Source organism: Saccharopolyspora sp. NPDC045839 (genome assembly GCF_056431645.1).
On record NZ_JBWKKH010000005.1, the window covers coordinates 101,816 to 119,290 of the forward strand.

The following is a 17,475-nucleotide window of genomic DNA, read 5'->3' on the forward strand; positions in this document are numbered from 1 at the left end:
TCAGCCCCTTCCCAGCACGATGGTCGACGTCGACGACAGCACCCCGCCGGTGCCGTGGGCCAGCGCCAGCTCGGCGCCGTCCACCTGCCGCGGCGTGCCGGCGAAGTCGTGGCGCAGCTGCCGGGTCGCCTCGATCAGCAGGAAGATCCCGTACATGCCGGGATGCGTGCAGGACAGGCCGCCGCCGTTGGTGTTCATCGGCGCCTCGCCGCCGGGCGCGGTGCGCCCGTCCGCGACGAACGCGCCCGCCTCGCCGGGCTTGCAGAACCCGAGCGATTCCAGCGTCAGCAGCGCGGTGATGGTGAACGAGTCGTAGATCTCCAGCACGTCGATGTCGTCGTGCCCGACCCCGGCCATCTCCAGTGCCGCCGGGCCGGACCGGGCGGCGCCGGTGACGGTCAGGTCCGGCATGTTGGCGATGGTGTTGTGCGTGGTCGCCTCGCCGTGCCCGAGCACGATCACCGGCCGCGTGGCCAGGTCCGGCCACCGGTCCTCGGCCGCGACGACCAGCGCGCCGCCGCCGTCGGTGACCAGGCAGCAGTCCAGCTTGCGCAGCGGCTCGCAGATCATCGGCGACGCCAGCACCTCGTCCACGGTGAGCGGATCCCGGTGGTATGCCTGGGGATTCAGCCGCGCCCACTCCCTCGTGGACACCGCGACCTCGGCGAGCTGCTCGCTGGTCACGCCGTGCTCGTGCATGTACCGGTTGGCCGCCAGCGCGTAGGCGCCGACCGGCGTGGGCAGCCCGTACGGCCGCTCGAACTGCTCGGTCAGCGTCGCCGGGCGCGGCTGGTTGCGGGACCGGTCGCTGCGCTGCGTGCTGCCGTAGGCGATCACCGCGACGTCGATGACGCCCGCCTCGATCGCCGCGGTGGCGTGGCCGAGGTGCGCCTCGAACGACGAGCCGCCGATGTTGGTGCCGTCCAGGTACCGCGGGCGCATGCCGAGGTATTCGGCCAGGGCCAGCGCCGGCGCCCAGGACCAGCCGCCGGCGACGAACAGCGCGTCGACGTCGTCGCGCCGCAGGCCGGCCTCGGTCAGCGCGGCCTTCGTCGCCTGCGCCTGCTGGGACAGCACGGTGAGGTGCGGGGTCTTGCCCAACTCGGATTCGGCCACCCCGACGATGGCCGCGCGACGGCGTGTCACTCCGCGATCCCTCCCAGCTTGACGTGGCCCTTGAGCAGGTTGCGGGCGATGGTGCGGCGCTGGATCTCGTCGGTGCCCTCGTAGATCCGCAGCAACCGCAGCTCCCGGTACCAGCGTTCGATCGGCAGCTCGCGGGTGTAGCCCATGCCGCCGTGGATCTGCAGCACCCGGTCGACGACCTGGTTGGCCATCCCCGCGCCGTGCAGCTTGGCGATCGACGACCAGTGCCGCGCGTCCATGCCCTGCTGCACCCGCCACGCGGCGTGCAGCGTGAGCCACTTGGTGGACTCGATCTCGACCTGGGAGTCCGCGATCTGCCACTGGATCGCCTGGTACTCGGCGATCGGGCTGCCCATCGATTCGCGGATCTTGGCGTGGTCGATGGCCATCTGCAGCATCCGCTCCGCCGCGCCGATCGCCCGCGCCGGGATCATGTACCGGCCCTGGCCGATCCAGCGCAGCGCCAGCGGGAAGCCCCGGCCGACCTCGCCGAGCACGTTCTCGGCCGGCACCCGCACGTCCTCGAACACCAGCGACGCCGGGCCCCACTGGCCCATGGTCGGGATGGGTTCGGACTTCCAGCCCATGTCCCGGTCGGCCAGGAAGCACGTCACCCCGTTGTCGGCGCTCGCGTCGGGGTCGGTGACGGCGAAGACCATCACGAAGTCGGCCTCGTTGCCGCCGGTGATGAAGGTCTTCTCGCCGTTGATCACCCAGTCGCCGCCGTCGCGGACCGCGCGGGTGCGGATGTTGCGGGCGTCGGAGCCCGCGCCGGGTTCGGTGATGGCGAAGCAGGACTTCCGCTCGCCCTCGATGGTCGGGACGAGGTAGCGCTTGCGCTGCTCGTCGTCGCCGGCGTAGAGGATGTTGTCGGCGCTGCCGCCGAAGGTGAACGGCACGAACGTCCGGCCGGTTTCCATCGCCAGGATCGCGGACATCACCGCGCCGAGGTTCATCCCGCCGTACTCCTCGGGCGTGTTGACGCCCCAGAAACCGGCCTTCTTCGCCTTCTGCTGGAGCTCGCGCAGCACGTCCGGGTCCACCGACGGCTTGCCGGCGCGCTCATTGCGCAGCACCTCTTCCTCCAGCGGCCGCACTTCCCTGGTGATGAAGCTGCGGACGGTGTCGCGGATCTGCCGTTCCTCTTCGCCGAGTGCGAAGTCGACCATCGCGAAGTCCTTTCGACTCGGGCCCCGTTGCCCGGCGGTGCGAAGACTTTCTAGAACCGCACTCTAAATACTTGGACGGCCCGCGCCTAGCGTCCGTCCGAGGTAGCCACGCCGGCGGCGGGCACGTTCTAGAATGTGATCCCACTACTCGAACACCGGTGGGGCGGACGTTTCCCCAGGCCGGGCCCGTGAGTACTTTGTGCTGCCATAGCGACAGGAAGCACGCACGGCCCCGGCCAGGGCCGATCAGCACGACGGGAAGGTGGTCATGGCACGGAAGACGAGCCGCTCCAACGCCTGGCAGTGGAGCCGAACCGCGGAGACCCGCCGCGTCCTGCTGCAGGCCGCGCGCGAGGTGTTCACCGAGAAGGGGTTCGCCGAGGCCAGCGTCGCGGAGGTCGTCGAACGCGCCGGATCCAGCGTCGGCAGCCTCTACCACCACTTCGGCGGCAAGACCGAGCTGTTCCTGGCGCTGTGGGAGGACCACCAGGCCACCCACGAGCAGAACGCGATCAGCTCCGTCGCCAAAGCCCGCGCCGACGGCGAGGAAGACCCGCTGACGCTGTTCAACGTCGGCGCGCGAGCCTTCCTGGAGGGCTCGTGGGCGCGCCGCGACCTGGTGCGGCTGTTCATGGACGGCGACGGGCCGCCCGGGTTCGAGCTGATCCGCCGGACCCGCGGCCGCGAGTGGGTGCGGCAGAACGCGGTGCTGCTGGGCGCCGGCACCGACCCGGTGGACCGGGTGACCGTCGCCGTGCTGACCACGATCATCGGCGAGGCGGGCCGCGAGATCGCGACGTGCTCCAGCAAGCGGGAGGCGAACAAGGTCCTGGAGGCGACGCTGCGGCTGATCCGCCGCCTGGACCCGCTCCGCGACGAAGACGAGGAGGATTGATGGCCGAGACCAACGGCGCGGAACCGTTCTTCACCATCGACGGGGACGGGCTGGTGCCCGGCCCGCACGCGGGCAGCCCGTGGGCGCCGGACATGATGCACGGCCGGCTGTTCGGCGGGCTGCTCGCCCGCGCGCTGGAGCGGGAGCACGCCGAACCGGACTTCCACTTCACCCGGCTGACCGTCGACCTGTTCCGCAACACCAAGCTGGTGCCGGTGCGGGTGGAGACCCAGCGGGTCCGCGACGGCCGTCGCATCCGCATCGCGGACGCGACGGTGTACGCCGGGGACACCCCGGTGGCGCGGGCGAGCGCGGTGCTGCTGCGCCGCGGCGAGCAGCCGACCGAGACCGTGGCGCAGACACCGGCCTGGGACGTCCCGAACCCGGCGGAGATCGGGACGCCGCGCACCCAGTCGTCGGGCTGGCCGCCGCCGTTCGACATCTGGATGCTCGACGCCGACGGCGAGCCCACCGACTCCTGGAGCGCCGACAGCTGGCGCCGCGCCTGGCTGCGGGACAACAACGAGCTGGTGGCGGGCGAATCCCCGTCGCCGTTCGTGCGGGTCGCGCTGGCGGGCGACTTCGCCAGCCCGCTGGCGAACTTCGGCACCCACGGCAAGCTGGAGTTCATCAACGCGGACTACACGCTGACGCTCAGCCGCCTCCCGCTGAGCGACGCGATCGGCATCGAGGCCACGGGCCACCTCAGCGAGGACGGCATCTCGGCGGCGAACTGCACGTTCCACGACACCAGCGGCCCGATCGGCTACTGCACCGTGACAGCAGTGGCCAACCCAGCGGCGAAGTAACCGACGCGGCCCGTCCCCGGCCGTGAGTCCTTTGGGCGGCAATAGCAACCCAAAAGACTCACGGCCCCGCGCTTCCGGCCGACACGATCGTGGCAAATCAGGCTTCGCAGCACGAAGAACTGTCAGACCACCCCGAAACGATCTCCGCGCACTGCCAGGCAGCAGCGAAGGAGATCGGCGTGTCAGCAGTCGGCGACCTCGACCAACTCCTCGGCCACATCATCGCCAAGCTCACCAAGGCGCTCGAAACCCTCAACACGGCGCTGGACGTGCTGGACGAAGCCGAAACGGGCCTTACGGTCCTGCACGGCACGAACGCCCCTGAAGCCCTGGAAGTCCTGACCGCACACCAAACGATCAGCGACCAGTTGTTCGAGCAATGGGATCGCGTCAAAAGCGTCCGAACCACCGTCGAGACCTATCGCCACAACCTCGCAGTCGAGGAATCCGCCAGCACCCCACCAAGCATCCCCCACCCATCAACGACGCCCAAGCTCGCGGCTGATCCCGCTACAAACTCCAGGTGGGCGAGATCCGCGCAACAGCGTCTGCCCAAGTGGACCATGGGCAACCCGACTAAAGGCTTGTTCCTCGATCCAGACGGCCATGAGGTTGAGATCACCAGCGGCCGAGACGAGCAGCGGGATGACGCAGCGGCCCGGGCCGGGTTGGTGCTTCTCAACTCAACCCGGTACCCGAGACATCCCCTGTCGTCGCATGCCAGCCCCGAGGTGGCAAAACACGTGGAAGTCAAGGCTGCACAGCGCATGCGGGAACAAGGGATCCCCTATGGGGTGATTGCGATCAACAATGCCGTGTGCGAAGAGGAATATGGTTGTCGAGCAGCGGTGCCCGCGATACTGCCACGAGGGTTCACGCTGGCAGTTTGGGAACCGGGAGCAGAGCAACCGATCGTTTTCAGAGGAGAGGCGTAGACATGGCTACGAGGACGCGGACGGTGGTCACTGCTCTGTTCGGGAAGGAGCGCCGTTTCGCCTCCGACGCGATTGGCGTCCGTGAGTTGATACGCGACGGCCTGGGACAGGAGCGGGTTCGTGGCGTGTGCTTCTACGTTTGGGATCGTCCGCACGACAGGTCCACCGGCGACCGCCCCGGGCATCAACTACGCGTGAACGTCGACGAATCAGCGGCCTGGGGCGCGCTCAACTTCGTGCAGGAAGGCGACGGAGGCGGGATTTGGGACACACACAATCCTGAACCACCTGCCAATGTGCCAACCGTGTGGTTCGACGCGACTACTCCGACCCCGTTCGAGCGGTCCGCAATCCTGCCGATCGATGCGATCCACGACGCCGTTGCAGAGTTCTGCCGTACCGGGCGGCGCCCCGAGTGCCTGCAGTGGCAGGGCGCTCGGTGGTTCTGAGGTCGCGGATGAGCGCGATCGCGCCAGGCCAGTCACTCTGAAGGAGCAGCAACATCTTGACCGCAGCAACGCAAACCGTGGTGACCGCGATCGTCGACAAGCGGTTCCGCTACTCCCCGCCTGCGGCAATGGATGATTTGGTTCGCACTGTGGTGGACGAACCGCACCACTTGAACTCATCACAGGTCTACGTGTGGGATCAACCTTGCCGATCTTGGCGTGCCGCTGACGGGCCAGCGTTCCCCAAGTTCCGGTTGGCCGTGTACACGCTGCCAGAATCCGGATGGGGCGCGCTCAACTACGTGGACGCAGACAACGACGAAGTCGTTGATTCGTACAACCCCGACAATCCACCGAACATTCCTCAGCTTTGGTTCGACCCGGACGGCCAGCTCCAGTACCCGGCCACAGCGGCCATACCGCTTGATCACGTTCGTGGCGCTGTCACGGAGTTTTGCCGGACCGGAAAGCGGCCGACTTGTGTTCGCTGGCAGCAGGGACGATGGTTTTGAGGTCTTAGCAGGCATGGTCGCTGGGGCCTGTCCCGGCTGCCAGCCGACGTGGTCTCGGTATTCTCCCCAGATCCGGGCTTCCGGGAGTTTTTCGAGGAAGTCGGTGGGGCCGTCGAAGTCCGGCATGTGGAGGTAGGCCGCTCCTATTCCCTGGGGATCGTGGGCGTCCGAGCCCGCTGCCGCGGGGATGTCGTTCCGGGCGGCGAAGTTCGCCGCCGCCGCGTTGTGCTCCGGGTCGCTGATCTTGGCGTTGCAGACCTCCACCACGTCGAGCGCTCCGTGTTCGTGGAGTTCTCGCAGGCCTTCGGCGCCGAGGCTGGTTCGGTTCGGGTCGAGGGGGTGGGGCGCGTAGATCACGCCCTGCTGGTCGCGGATTCGGCGCACCACCTCGGGCAGCGGCAGGACGTACGGGATTCGCTCCGCCAGGAACAGGCCGATCACCTCGCCCACGCGGGTGCGGATCTCCTCCCCGACTACGACCCGCGCGCCGATGTCGCGTTCCACGGCCTCCCACGCGCCATCGAGGGTGTGGTGGTCCGTCACGCACAGCACATCGATCCGCTCCGCCGCCACCCGCTGCGCGAGCTGCTCCACTGTGGACACCGCGTCGCCGGAGTGCACCGTGTGGACGTGGCAGTCGACCCGGACCCAGCCCGGCGGGACGGGTCCGGGGTCGGGCAGCCGCCAGGTCACTCCGCGTCCGGGACCTTGCCGTTGGTCAGCGCGTTCTCCCGCGCCCCGGCCACCAGGCCCGGGATCACGTCGTCGAGTTCCGCCGGGTCCCAGCGCTCGCCCCTGTCGACGCCCGGCCCGGCGATCCAGCCCTCCGCGACGCTGATCGAGCCGCCGCGCACGTTGAACACCCGGCCGGTGATGCCCTTGGCCTTCTCGCCCGCCAGCCACACCACCAGCGGCGCGATGTTCTCCGCGTTCGAGACGTCGAACCGGCCCTCCGGCGCCCGGACCTGGCGCCCCAGGCCGTCGGTCATGCGGGTCAGCGCGGCCGGGGCGACGGCGTTGACCGCGATGCCGTAGCGCTCCATCTCGCGGGCCGCGATGACGGTCAGCCCGGCGATGCCCGCCTTCGCCGCGCCGTAGTTGCCCTGGCCCGGATTGCCGTAGATGCCGGAGGACGAGGTCGTGTTGATCACCCGGGCGTCGACCTCCTCGCCCGCCTTGACCTTGGCGCGCCAGTACGCCGCGGCGTGCCGCAGCGGGGCGAACGTGCCCTTCAGGTGCACGCGGATCACCGCGTCCCACTCCTGCTCGGTCATGTTGAACAGCATCCGGTCGCGGAGGATGCCCGCGTTGTTGACCAGCACGTGCAGGTCGCCGTAGTGCTCGACGGCCGACTCGACGAGCCGCTTGGCCCCCTCGAAGTCGGCGACGTCGTCACCGTTGGCGATGGCCTCGCCACCGGCCGCGCGGATCTCGTCGACGACCTCACCCGCCGGCCCCGTGGAGGAGCCGGTGCCGTCGACCTCCGCACCGATGTCGTTCACCACGACCTTCGCGCCCTGCCTGGCGAACTCCAGGGCGTGGCCGCGGCCGATGCCGCGCGCCGCGCCGGTCACGATGACGATCCGCCCGTCGACGATGCCGCCCATGCGGTCCTCCCGGAAGCAGGTTTTAGAGCCACCTTCTAGAAACACTGACGAGTGATTCCTGCCACTGTCAATGCCTTTTGCACAGATGGACGCTTCCTAGGCGGACCCGGATGAGAATACCGTTCTAGTATTGCCCGATCGAGGAGGAGGCCCGGCCGTGGACGATCAGCTGCGCTACGCGTGGCGCGTGTTGTCCGTGGTCAGCATCGCCAGCGTGCTGACCGGCCTGGGTACCAGCTCGCTCAACGTGGCGCTGCCCGAGGTTTCCCGGCACTTCCAGGCGAGTTCGACCGCCGCGAGCTGGATGCTGCTGTCGTTCATGCTCGCCACCACCACGCTGATGGTCTTCTTCGGCCGGCTGGCCGACCTGTTCGGCCGCCGCACGATGTACCTGACCGGCCTGGCCGTCTACACCGCCGCGAGTCTCGCGCTGGGCTTCGCGCCGACCGCCTGGACCTTGGTCGGCCTGCGCGTCGTGCAGGCCGCCGGCGGCACGATGCTGCTCGCCAACAGCGCCGCGCTGCTGACCACCGCCTTCCCGCGCCAGCACCTCGGCCGCGGCATGGGCATCTACATCGCGTCGTTCTCCGTGGCGCAGCTGCTCGGCCCGACGCTGGGCGGCTTCCTCAGCCACCGGTTCGGCTGGGAGTGGGTGTTCTGGAGCAACGTCCCGATGGGCCTGGCGTGCCTGCTCTGGGGCGCGGTGGTGCTGCGCCCCGACAAGGGCCGGACCGGCGAACGCGGCGTCGACGTGCCGGGCAACATCCTGATCCTGCTCTGCCTGGGCAGCTTCCTGCTCGGGCTCTCGCAGATCAGCGAGCGCGGCTTCATCGATCCGCTGGTGCTCGGCTCGTTCGCGCTGTCCATCGTGCTCGCGCCGGTGTTCCTGGCCGTCGAGCGGCGCCGCCGCAATCCCGCCGTGGACATCGGCCTGTTCCGCGATCCCGGCTATTCGTTCGGGCTCGCCGCAGGCCTGCTCAACACCATCGCGCGGATGGCCGTGCTGCTGCTGATCGCGCTGTTCTACCAGGCGGTGCAGGGCGACGACCCGGTGGCGGCCGGGCTGAAGGTCCTGCTGCTGCCGTTGACCACCATGATCGCCTCGACGGGCTCGGGCCTGCTGCAGGGGCGGATGTCGACGCGCTCGATCGCGATCACCGGCGGCGTGCTGACCGCCGTCGGCCTGGTGGTGCTGGCGGTCTCGGTCTCCCCGACCGTCCCCTATGGACCGATCGCCGTCGGGCTCGTGCTGCTCGGCACCGGATCGGGGCTGTTCATGCCCGCCAACGCCACCGCGGTGATGAACGGCCTGCCCCGCAACCGGGTCGGCATCGGCAACGCGATGCGGCTGACCGCGCAGAACGTCGGGGTGATGGTCAGCACCGCGCTGGCGCTGGCGCTGATCACCGGCCCGCTGCCGGTGGAGCTGCGGGCCGACGTGTTCGCCGGGACGATCTCCGGGGTATCCGGGCAGGCGGTCGACCAGCTCGTGCTCGGCTACCGGATGGCACTGCTGACCATGACCGCGATCGCCGCGCTCGGAGTCGTCGCGGCGGCGGTCCGCGGCCGTGCCCCCGAGCGGCAGGCGCCGGCTCCGGAACCCGCGCGCACCGACGAGCCGGCGCAGCGGTCGCGGTGACCAGATCGGTCCGGCATGCGGCGCGATCGTGCCTCCCGCCCGGACGGGAGGCCGACCAGACTCCTCAAGCGTGAACAAAGCACTTCTCGTCGTCGACGTCCAAGAGTCCTTCCGCCAGCGCCCGTTGTGGCGGGCCATCTCCAATCCCGGCATAGTCGAGCAGGTCAACCGGCTGGTGGCGCTGGCCCGCGCCGAAGGCGACCTCGTCGTCTGGGTCCTGCACAGCGAACCGGGCACCGGCAACGTGTTCGACCCGGTCAACGGTCACGTCCGGCTGCAGGACGGGCTCGCCCCGGCGCCCGGCGAACCGCAGCTGACCAAGACCTCGCACAACGCGTTCACCACCACGAACCTGCACCAGACCCTCACGCAGCGCGGAATCCGGGAGCTGTCGGTGTCCGGGATCCGCACGGAGCAGTGCTGCGAGACGACTACGCGGGTCGCCTCGGACCTCGGCTACGACGTCACGTTCGTGACCGACGCGACGGCGACGAACCCGATCGCGCACCGGGACGCCCCGGCGGACCAGACGATCGAGGAGCTCCTGGCGGACCCGCGGACCCTGCACTCCGAGGACATCATCGCCCGCACCGAGTACGCCCTGTCTGGCCGCTTCGCGACCATCCGCACCGTCGCGGAACTCACCGGAAGCTGAGGTGAACGGCCCGTTCGCCGCACAAGACGAGGTGAACGGGCCGTTCACTCCGCCCCACCCGCGACCGAGCCCGCGAGGTGAACGGCCCGTTCACCTCGATAGGCGGCGCGAAGAGGCCGTTCGCTCGTTCCCCCCGCGGGCCTGGGCGTAGGATGACCGGATCGTGAGCCGCGTTGTGTTCTTGCTGCTGCCCGGACTGCACCTGCTGGACCTGGCCGGGCCCGCGCAGGTGTTCTCCACCGCCGCGGACCTCGGGCACCGCTACCAGCTGTCGTACGTCGCGCAGGGCGGCGAGGTGGTGAGCGCGCAGGGCTTGCCGCTGCACGCCGACACCAGCTGGCCCGCGCTGACCGAGGACGACCTCGTCCTCGTCCCCGGTTCGCACGTGGCCGATCCGCCGCGCTGGCCGAAGCTGCACGCCGCGTCCGCCGAGCGGCTGCGCGCGCATCACGCCGCCGGCGGAACGGTGGCCAGCGTGTGCTCGGGCGCGGACGCATTGGGGCAGGCCGGGCTCCTGCGGGGGCGTCGCTGCACGACGCACCACGACCTGCAGGACGAGCTCGCCCGCCGGCATCCGGCCGCGAGCGTGGTGCGCGACGTGCTGTTCGTCGAGGACGACCGGATCATCACCTCCGCCGGGATCGCCAGCGGCATCGACCTGGCGCTGCACCTGGTCGCGACCAGGCACGGCCCCGGCGCGGCGGCGCGGGTCGCGCGCGGCATGGTCGTCTACGCCCGCCGCAACGGCGACGACCAGCAGGCCAGCGCGATGCTGCGGCACCGCTCGCACCTCAACGACGCGGTGCACCGCGTCCAGGACCTCATCGATGCCCGCTTCACCGAGCCGCTCCCGCTCGCCGCGCTCGCCGCCGCCGCGGGCTGCAGCGAGCGCACCCTCACCCGCTCCTTCGCGCGCGCAACGGGGCTGACGCCCCTGCGCTACCAGCAGGTGCTCCGCGCGGAGCGCGCCGAGCACCTGCTCAGCCAGGGTGCGACGGTGGAGGCCGCGGCGCACGCGGTCGGCTTCGCCGACGCGCGCATGCTCCGCCGCCTGCGTTCCCGCGCTTAGCGCCCAGGCAGCAAATCTATCCACAATGGACCAGATCAGGTCAGCGGCGAAATGACGCGCGCGAGAATCCAGGAATCCGCGCGCGGTCAGGTCAGATCCCCAGCGCCTTGAGCCGCTTGGTCGACCGCCGGACCGCCCAGGCGACCACCAGCAGCGCCAGCGCGAGGAGCGGGTAGCCCATCGCGATCCTCGCGAAGGCCAGCCAGCCGGCGCTGTCCTCGTTGTAGAGCCACTGCTGCACGATGAACCTGGCAGCGAAGACGGCCACCAGAGTGAGGGTCGCGATGTCGTAGCCGTGCAGCGAGGGCCGGTCGCTGCGCCACGCGCTCCCCTTGCCGTTGAACAGGTTCACCGCGACCCCGATCAGCGGCCGCCGCACGAGGACCGACGCCAGCAGGACGCTTCCCATGAGGAGGCTCACCCAGATGCCCACCAGGAAGAACCCCTTGGCCGATCCGGTCTGGTAGGCGATGAACGCGGCGACTCCGACGCCGAACAGCCCGGAGATCGCCGGCCGGACCGGCTCCTTGCGCACCAGCCGCAGCGCGCTAATCGCCACCGCCGCGCCGATGGCGCTCAAGATGCCGCCCTGCAGCCCGAACACGCTGTTGGCCACGACGAAGACCACGACCGGCAGCCCCGTGTACGCCAGTCCGGACGGCCCGCCCAGCTGGTCGAGCAGCGTCGGCGCCGGCTTCTGCTCTGCGGCGGTCGCTTCGCCGCTTGTTCGGCCGGATTCCGTCATGATGTGCGTCCCCTCAGTCGGTTCGGTGTGCCCGGCGGCCTGCCGGTGATCCGGGGTAAGGAGACACCCGGCCGTTGCGGCACACTCAAGCGCGATATGACCCGGTTCACCCCAGCGCCGGGTAGCTGTCGCCGACGGCGGTTGACCATGCCGCAGCGGCACGGTTTCTACTGACACCGATGCCGACGCGACCGCGTCGGCGGAAGCGGTTCCCGAGGAGGAGCAGTCGTGTCCTGGAGCACCCGCCAGCTCGCCGAACTCGCCGGCACGAGCCTGCGGACGGTGCGGCACTACCACGAGGTCGGCCTGCTGCCCGAGCCCGAACGGCGGGCCAACGGCTACAAGAGCTACGGCGTCGCGCACCTGGTGCGCCTGCTGCGGATCAAGCGCCTGACCGATCTCGGGTTCTCGCTGCCGCAGATCGCCGAGATGGGCGACGCGGACGAACACCCCGAGCAAGCGCTCCGGATGCTGGACGCAGAGGTGGCCGCGACCATCGAGCGGCTGCAGCGGGTGCGCGTCGAGCTCGCCCTGATCCTGCGGCAGGCCGCGCCGACCGACCTGCCGCCCGAGCTGGCCCTGGCCACCACCGACGCGAACCTGTCCGACGCCGACCGCTCGTTCGTCGTCGTGATGAGCCGACTGCTCAGCCCCTCCGCGATCACCGCCTACAAGGAGATGCTGGAGAACTACGGCGCGCACCCCACCATGGCCGAATTCGACGACCTGCCGCCCGACGCCGACGAGCAGACCCGCCGCGACCTGGCCGTGCGCCTGCTCCCCCACGTGCGCGAAATCTTCACCCAGAACCCGGGGATGTACGACCTGAAGGCCAGCACACCGTCCGCCGAGCGCCTCGCCGCGCACACGATCAACGCGGCCATCGAGGATGTCTACAACCCCGCCCAGGCCGATGTCCTCCACCGCGTCGGAGAGCTGTTCAGGTCGACCCGCGGACCCGACGCGGCCGGCTGAGCGAGGTGAACGGGCCGTTCACCCGGCGGGCGCCGCCTCGGGCGGCATCGAGGCGGGGATCCGGCCGATCGCCGCGATGGACTCCACCACGAAGTAGATGCCGCGGAAGAACAGCAGGACGTCGCCGTGCACCAGCCTCATCCGGCGGTACATCAGCAGCCGTCCGGCGTCTTCGCCGGTGATGATGTCCCGCCAGGCGGCGGCGTCGGCGGTCAGCACGTAGTCCGCGTCCGGCTCCTCGCGGATCGACGCCTCGACGCAGTCGCCGTCGGCCCACCGCAACCGCAGGTACTGCCCCGTTTCCGCGAGGCCGAGCGCCCAGGACGACGAGTACGACCCGCGCGCCCGGTCGATCCACTCCCAGTAGCTCTCCAGCTTCGTCGCCCGGATCGCCTCGTCGGGCCCGCGATCGACCACCTCGCGCGCCGCCTCCGCCCACTGTGGACTGAACAGCCGCATGCTCATCCTCCCGCCAGTTCGGGCTCGATCCTCTCGATCATCCGCTCGATGTCCGGCGCCAGGCCGATGCCGACGTCGGAGAGCTTCATGTTCAGCTGGCGGATCATCAGCCGCCGCACGTCCTCCGGCGACCAGCCCAGCGACTCCAGCGCCACCCGGCGGCTCGTCGCGCCGTTGATCGCCAGGATGGTGCGCAGCGTTTCGTGGATCTCCAGCAGCAGGCGGGGATCCTCGCGCACCGAGTCGCGCAGGAACCGCATCCCGGCCTGCACGTGGCGGGCCTCGTCGCGGCAGGTGGCGGTGAAACCCGCGTAGTAGCCGGGCAGGAAGCCCCTGTTGCGGCAGTAGGTCAGGGTGATCTTCATGACCGACAGCGCCAGCACGCCCTCGATCCACAGGAAGTAGTTTGTGCCGTAGCGCACCCGCAGCGCCGGGTTCTCCGGGTCCGCGCGCAGCTCGTCGGCCTGGTAGGCGAGCAGCCCGAACGGTCCGACGAACGTTTCGGCCACGTGGTGGAAGGACGCGTCCAGCACGTCCTGGATCGACTCGCCGGGCAGCCCGACCACCTCGCGGTAGAAGCGGTCGAAGAACACCGTGTGGCGGGCCTCGTCCTCGATCTGGCTGGACATGTAGATCTTCGATTCCTCGCTGCCGCCCAGCATGAACACCGGCAGCTCCACCTCGACCTGCCGCTCGCCGTGGTGGAATCCCGACGAGATCGCGACGAACGCCTCCCGCTCGACCTCGGTCATCCGCTCGGCCCAGTCCACCGCGTCGCGGGTGAAGTCCAGCTCGTAGACGTCCCAGCGCTGCCGCAGGTAGCGGCGGTAGAGGTCCAGGTAGCCGGGTAGTCGTTTCAGGTCGCGGTGCAGGTAGGCCAGCACGTCGTCGATGTCGACGCGGCCGAGGCCGGCCAGGTCGACCCGGTCCACCGCGTCCTGGGAAAGGTCGGTCATCTGCTCACCTCTCGGCTTTCTCGACGCCGGGCGCGACGTCCGCGCGGGCCGGCGAACGCCGCCACGGCCCGCGGAACAGCAGCATCACCGGCAGGAACAGCACCATGCAGACCAGCGCGATCGACAACCACGCAGACCAGCTGGTGGCGGCCACGACGCGCGGCATCAGGAACAGCACCAGCACCGCCATCACCCTGGTCAGGAACGAGAACACGCCCCACGCGCTGCCCTGCAGCCGCGGATCGATGTCCTCGGTGTTCTCCGAGTAGTTCGCCATCCACGGCGCGTACGCGGCGCCCATGCCCGCGCCCAGCAGCGCCCCGGTGATCAGCAGCTGCACGATCGAGATCGTCTCGCCGCCCATCAGCACCACCAGGTAGCCGGTCATCACCACCGCGACGACGGTGCCCACGGCGGTGATCGGCTTGCGCAGCTGAAGCCGGTCGGAGAGCCGGCCGACGGCGATCAGCGTGCCGAGGTTGAGCACCCAGAACCCGCTCATCACGGCCGATGCCGAGGCCGCGCTGAGCCCGAAGCTCTGCGCCAGCATCGTCTGCCCGAACAGCGACAGCGTCAGGTAGAGCACCAGCCACACCGAGATGCCGACGACGTGCGCCCACATCGTGGTGTGGCCGAACAGGTCCCGCATCCGGACCGGCCGGTCGGTGTCGGCCGCGGCCAGCGCGCGCTGCTCGGTCTGCTGGATCTGCGCCCGCAACCGCGGCGACAGGTCGGCGATGTTGAACGCGATCACCAGCGAGATCACCAGCGAGATCGCACCCATGACGACGAACTGCGAGCGCCACGAGTTGTCGAACAGCGGCAGCGTGAAACCGGCGATCACGGCGGCCAGGAAGTTCGCGCCCACCGGCCCCCAGGTCCAGAAGCCGAAGGCCTGCGCCCGGCCCATCCGCGGCGAGAAGTCCCGCACCAGCGGCGCGGTCGCGGCCATCACCACGCCGTCGAGCATGGACAGGAACGCGCGGGCGACGAGCAGTTCGCCGGGCGTGCTGACGAGCGTCATCGCGAAGCACATCAGCGCGGTCAGCAGCATCAGCGGGACCAGCACCCGCACCCGGCCGAACTGGTCGGTCAGCCGCCCGCCGACCATCGCCGCGATCGCCCCGGCGATCAGCGCCAGGGCCGACACCGAGCCGTAGGTGATCAGGCTCATGTGCAGGTCTTCCAGCAGCAACGGCACCACGGGGGCGATCTGCCCCTCGTAGGAGCCGATGAGGCTGGCCAGCACCGCCATGGACAGGATGCGCATCCGGCGGGATCCGGTCGGATACTCCGAGAGTTCACGAACGTACGAGAGCCCCATCGCTCCGCCCTTCCACGACCGGCTGTCGGCCTACCCCCACATCCGGCTCGGCTCGAGCCGCAACCCTAGAACTTCGCTCTAAAATTCGTCGACCGATCAACAGGGTCGGAGCGATCTTCCCCCAGTGTCAAGGGTTTCGGGCACATTCCCCCCGAACGTCGAGGAGGAACGCGGCGAACGACCGGCCGTCAGCCGCCGTCGCGGATGGTGGCGATCAGGTGGTCGACGAAGAGCCGGACCGGGGCCGGGAGGCGACGCTGGGCCATCGTCTGGATCTGGAGGTTGCGCTCCAGCAGCTCCGGGTTCGTCAGCGGGATCGCCACCAGGCCCTCCGCGTCGAGGCGGCGGCGCACGCTCAGCCGCCCGGTGAGGGTCACGCTGCCGGAGAGCCGCGCGAAGCTGTGCAGGGCGATCGTGTGGTTGCTGACGAAGACCGGGTCGAACTCCAGGCCCTCCATGCTGCAGCAGATGTCGAACAGCTGCCGCAGCGTGGTGCCCTCCTCCATCAGCGGGAAGTCGCCGACGATGGCGCAGCACGCTGATCGGAGCATCGCCAACCGCACTTGCGGGTCTGCCGTTCCCGAAAGTGGCTGAGCTGTCCAAGACGCTGATCACGGACGCCAAGAAGACCCAGGAACGCTCGTGGCTCGGTGAAGTGTCGGCCGTCGTACTGCAGCAAGCCCTGCGGGACGCTGAGCAGGCGTTTAGGAACTTCTTCGACTCCATTAGCGGTAAGCGTGCTGGCCTCCGGATGGGAGCACCGAGGTTCAAGACCCGCCGGGATCGTCGTCAGTCGATCCGGTTCACCACCAACGCGCGCTGGTCGATCACTCCGGGAGGAAAACTCAGGTTGCCGAAGATCGGCGACGTATCGGTCAAGTGGTCCCGCGAGCTTCCCACGAAGCCATCGAGCGTGACCGTGATCAAAGACTCTGCCGGGCGATACTTCGCATCATTCGTGATCGACACCGATCCGGACGCCATCCGCGACGCCGCACCGGACGTGGGGATCGACCTCGGGCTGAAGCACTTCGCGGTGCTCTCGGACGGCACGAAGGTCACCGCGCCGAAGTTCCTGCGTAAGGCGGAGAAGAAGCTTAAGCGGGCACAACAAGCCCTGTCTCGCAAGAACCAAGGTTCGAAGAACAGGGACAAAGCCAGACGTCGTCTTGCCCACGCCCATGCTCGGGTAGCGGACGCGCGCCGCGAGTTCCAACACCAGCTCTCCACACGACTGATTCGCGAGAACCAAGCAATCGCAGTGGAAGATTTGGCGGTAAACGGGCTGGCGCGAACTCGTCTGGCGAAGTCTGTCCACGACGCTGGGTGGTCAGCGTTCGTGGCGATGCTGGAATACAAGGCCGTCTTGTACGGGCGAACGCTAGTCCGGATCGGCCGGTTCGAACCCACCAGCCAGGTGTGTTCGAACTGTGGCGTGAAGGACGGGCCCAAGCCACTGGGCGTGCGCGTCTGGCAGTGCCGGGCGTGCAGGGTATGGCTGGATCGAGACATCAACGCGGCGGTGAACGTCGCACAGGCCGCTGGACTGGCGGTAACAGCCTGTGGAGCGCACGTAAGGCCACCCAGCTCGGGGGCGGAGCGCTGTGAAGCAGGAACCCACCGAGGTGACCTGTCAGCGCGAAGCCCGCACCGACAGGCGCAGTAGGAATCCCCGGGGCTTACCCCAGGGAGGAAGTCAAGTGCCGATCTTCTGGATCGCTGGCGAGGACATGGGAATCCTGGTGCCGCTCGTGCACGGCGCCACGGTCGTGCTTCTCGCCCGGTGGGACGCCACCGCCGTGCTCAGCGCCGTGGAGCGCTACCGCATGAGCGTCTTCCCGTCAGAGGTCGAGGCGCTGCTGGCGCGCCACCCGGACGCGCTGGGGGTGGCGGTCGTGCCGATGCCGCACCGCGACAAGGGCCAACTGCCGCTGGCGTTCGTGCAGCCGGTCCCGGGCGCCGGTTTGGCGGTGGAAGCGTTGACCGGATGGGCGCGGCAGAACATGGCCTCGTACAAGGTGCCGCGCTTCATGCTGGTGCCGGAGCTGCCGATGACGGCTACCGGGAAGATCAAGAAGGGCGACTTGCTGGAGCGGGCTCAGACATTCGCGGAGGGCGCCTGACGTTTGCG

The 17,475-nt window shown here is 69.3% G+C and carries 19 protein-coding genes and 1 pseudogene; 11 read left to right on the forward strand and 9 right to left on the reverse strand.

Annotated features, from left to right (window positions below):
* Both AC07EQ_RS09350 and AC07EQ_RS09355 read right to left on the reverse strand, forming a co-directional pair.
* On the reverse strand, positions 1-1,146 hold the full coding sequence (locus tag AC07EQ_RS09350; protein ID WP_478387528.1) for an acetyl-CoA acetyltransferase: 1,146 nt from the start codon (positions 1,144-1,146) through the stop codon (positions 1-3).
* Positions 1,143-2,315: an acyl-CoA dehydrogenase family protein gene (locus AC07EQ_RS09355; protein ID WP_478387529.1), complete on the reverse strand. Its 1,173-nt coding sequence runs from the start codon at positions 2,313-2,315 to the stop codon at positions 1,143-1,145. Before AC07EQ_RS09355 ends, AC07EQ_RS09350 begins: the two co-directional genes overlap by 4 nt.
* A 268-nt stretch (positions 2,316-2,583) precedes the next feature.
* Between AC07EQ_RS09355 and AC07EQ_RS09360 the strand changes: the two genes are divergently transcribed.
* The 5 genes from AC07EQ_RS09360 to AC07EQ_RS09380 all read left to right on the forward strand — a co-directional run bounded on the left by AC07EQ_RS09360 (position 2,584) and on the right by AC07EQ_RS09380 (position 5,915).
* Complete coding sequence (locus AC07EQ_RS09360) at positions 2,584-3,210, forward strand: TetR/AcrR family transcriptional regulator (protein ID WP_478387530.1); 627 nt, start codon at positions 2,584-2,586, stop codon at positions 3,208-3,210.
* The gene (locus AC07EQ_RS09365) at positions 3,210-4,019 is read left to right on the forward strand and encodes an acyl-CoA thioesterase domain-containing protein (protein ID WP_478387531.1); all 810 of its coding nucleotides are present in this window, start codon (positions 3,210-3,212) and stop codon (positions 4,017-4,019) included. Before AC07EQ_RS09360 ends, AC07EQ_RS09365 begins: the two co-directional genes overlap by 1 nt.
* Before the next feature lie 179 nt (positions 4,020-4,198).
* The gene (locus tag AC07EQ_RS09370) at positions 4,199-4,954 is read left to right on the forward strand and encodes a DddA-like double-stranded DNA deaminase toxin (RefSeq protein WP_478387532.1); all 756 of its coding nucleotides are present in this window, start codon (positions 4,199-4,201) and stop codon (positions 4,952-4,954) included.
* A 23-nt stretch (positions 4,955-4,977) separates the two neighbouring features.
* Complete coding sequence (locus AC07EQ_RS09375; protein WP_478387533.1) at positions 4,978-5,403, forward strand: Imm1 family immunity protein; 426 nt, start codon at positions 4,978-4,980, stop codon at positions 5,401-5,403.
* Between the two features lie 128 nt (positions 5,404-5,531).
* Positions 5,532-5,915, forward strand: coding sequence for an Imm1 family immunity protein (locus tag AC07EQ_RS09380; protein WP_478387733.1), 384 nt, complete (start codon positions 5,532-5,534; stop codon positions 5,913-5,915).
* 84 nt (positions 5,916-5,999) lie between these two features.
* Here the strand turns inward: AC07EQ_RS09380 and AC07EQ_RS09385 are convergent.
* Positions 6,000-6,608 (reverse strand): annotated as a pseudogene (locus AC07EQ_RS09385) (PHP-associated domain-containing protein); the annotation flags it as partial.
* Positions 6,605-7,522, reverse strand: coding sequence for an SDR family oxidoreductase (locus tag AC07EQ_RS09390; protein ID WP_478387534.1), 918 nt, complete (start codon positions 7,520-7,522; stop codon positions 6,605-6,607). The pseudogene AC07EQ_RS09385 and the gene AC07EQ_RS09390, both read right to left, overlap by 4 nt.
* 157 nt (positions 7,523-7,679) lie before the next feature.
* Between AC07EQ_RS09390 and AC07EQ_RS09395 the strand changes: the two genes are divergently transcribed.
* The 3 genes from AC07EQ_RS09395 to AC07EQ_RS09405 all read left to right on the forward strand — a co-directional run bounded on the left by AC07EQ_RS09395 (position 7,680) and on the right by AC07EQ_RS09405 (position 10,885).
* On the forward strand, positions 7,680-9,161 hold the full coding sequence (locus tag AC07EQ_RS09395) for an MFS transporter (protein WP_478387535.1): 1,482 nt from the start codon (positions 7,680-7,682) through the stop codon (positions 9,159-9,161).
* A 70-nt stretch (positions 9,162-9,231) separates the two neighbouring features.
* On the forward strand, positions 9,232-9,816 hold the full coding sequence (locus AC07EQ_RS09400; protein WP_478387536.1) for a cysteine hydrolase family protein: 585 nt from the start codon (positions 9,232-9,234) through the stop codon (positions 9,814-9,816).
* Between the two features lie 163 nt (positions 9,817-9,979).
* A complete protein-coding gene (locus AC07EQ_RS09405; protein WP_478387537.1) occupies positions 9,980-10,885 on the forward strand; it encodes a GlxA family transcriptional regulator in 906 nt (301 codons plus the stop codon).
* 91 nt (positions 10,886-10,976) lie between these two features.
* On the opposite strand, the gene AC07EQ_RS09410 is transcribed toward AC07EQ_RS09405, so the two are convergent.
* Positions 10,977-11,630, reverse strand: a complete 654-nt coding sequence (locus AC07EQ_RS09410) for a DUF3159 domain-containing protein (RefSeq protein WP_478387538.1) — start codon at positions 11,628-11,630, stop codon at positions 10,977-10,979.
* A gap of 228 nt (positions 11,631-11,858) precedes the next feature.
* Between AC07EQ_RS09410 and AC07EQ_RS09415 the strand changes: the two genes are divergently transcribed.
* Positions 11,859-12,605: a helix-turn-helix domain-containing protein gene (locus AC07EQ_RS09415; protein WP_478387539.1), complete on the forward strand. Its 747-nt coding sequence runs from the start codon at positions 11,859-11,861 to the stop codon at positions 12,603-12,605.
* Between the two features lie 18 nt (positions 12,606-12,623).
* Here AC07EQ_RS09415 and AC07EQ_RS09420 read toward each other — a convergent pair whose 3' ends face one another.
* The 4 genes from AC07EQ_RS09420 to AC07EQ_RS09435 form a co-directional block, all read right to left on the reverse strand.
* Entirely contained in the window at positions 12,624-13,064 is a 441-nt protein-coding gene (locus AC07EQ_RS09420) for a hypothetical protein (protein WP_478387540.1), read from the reverse strand.
* Between the two features lie 2 nt (positions 13,065-13,066).
* Positions 13,067-14,020 carry a ribonucleotide-diphosphate reductase subunit beta gene (locus AC07EQ_RS09425; RefSeq protein ID WP_478387541.1) on the reverse strand — a complete coding sequence of 318 codons (954 nt, stop codon included), beginning with the start codon at positions 14,018-14,020 and terminating at the stop codon, positions 13,067-13,069.
* A gap of 4 nt (positions 14,021-14,024) precedes the next feature.
* The gene (locus AC07EQ_RS09430; RefSeq protein WP_478387542.1) at positions 14,025-15,290 is read right to left on the reverse strand and encodes an MFS transporter; all 1,266 of its coding nucleotides are present in this window, start codon (positions 15,288-15,290) and stop codon (positions 14,025-14,027) included.
* A 242-nt stretch (positions 15,291-15,532) separates the two neighbouring features.
* On the reverse strand, positions 15,533-15,895 hold the full coding sequence (locus AC07EQ_RS09435) for a LysR substrate-binding domain-containing protein (RefSeq protein WP_478387543.1): 363 nt from the start codon (positions 15,893-15,895) through the stop codon (positions 15,533-15,535).
* 35 nt (positions 15,896-15,930) lie between these two features.
* Here AC07EQ_RS09435 and AC07EQ_RS09440 point away from each other — a divergent pair, with 35 nt between their 5' ends.
* Complete coding sequence (locus AC07EQ_RS09440) at positions 15,931-17,010, forward strand: RNA-guided endonuclease InsQ/TnpB family protein (RefSeq protein ID WP_478387544.1); 1,080 nt, start codon at positions 15,931-15,933, stop codon at positions 17,008-17,010.
* A 34-nt stretch (positions 17,011-17,044) separates the two neighbouring features.
* Entirely contained in the window at positions 17,045-17,467 is a 423-nt protein-coding gene (locus AC07EQ_RS09445; RefSeq protein ID WP_478387545.1) for an AMP-binding enzyme, read from the forward strand.
* The last annotated feature ends 8 nt before the right edge of the window (positions 17,468-17,475 follow it).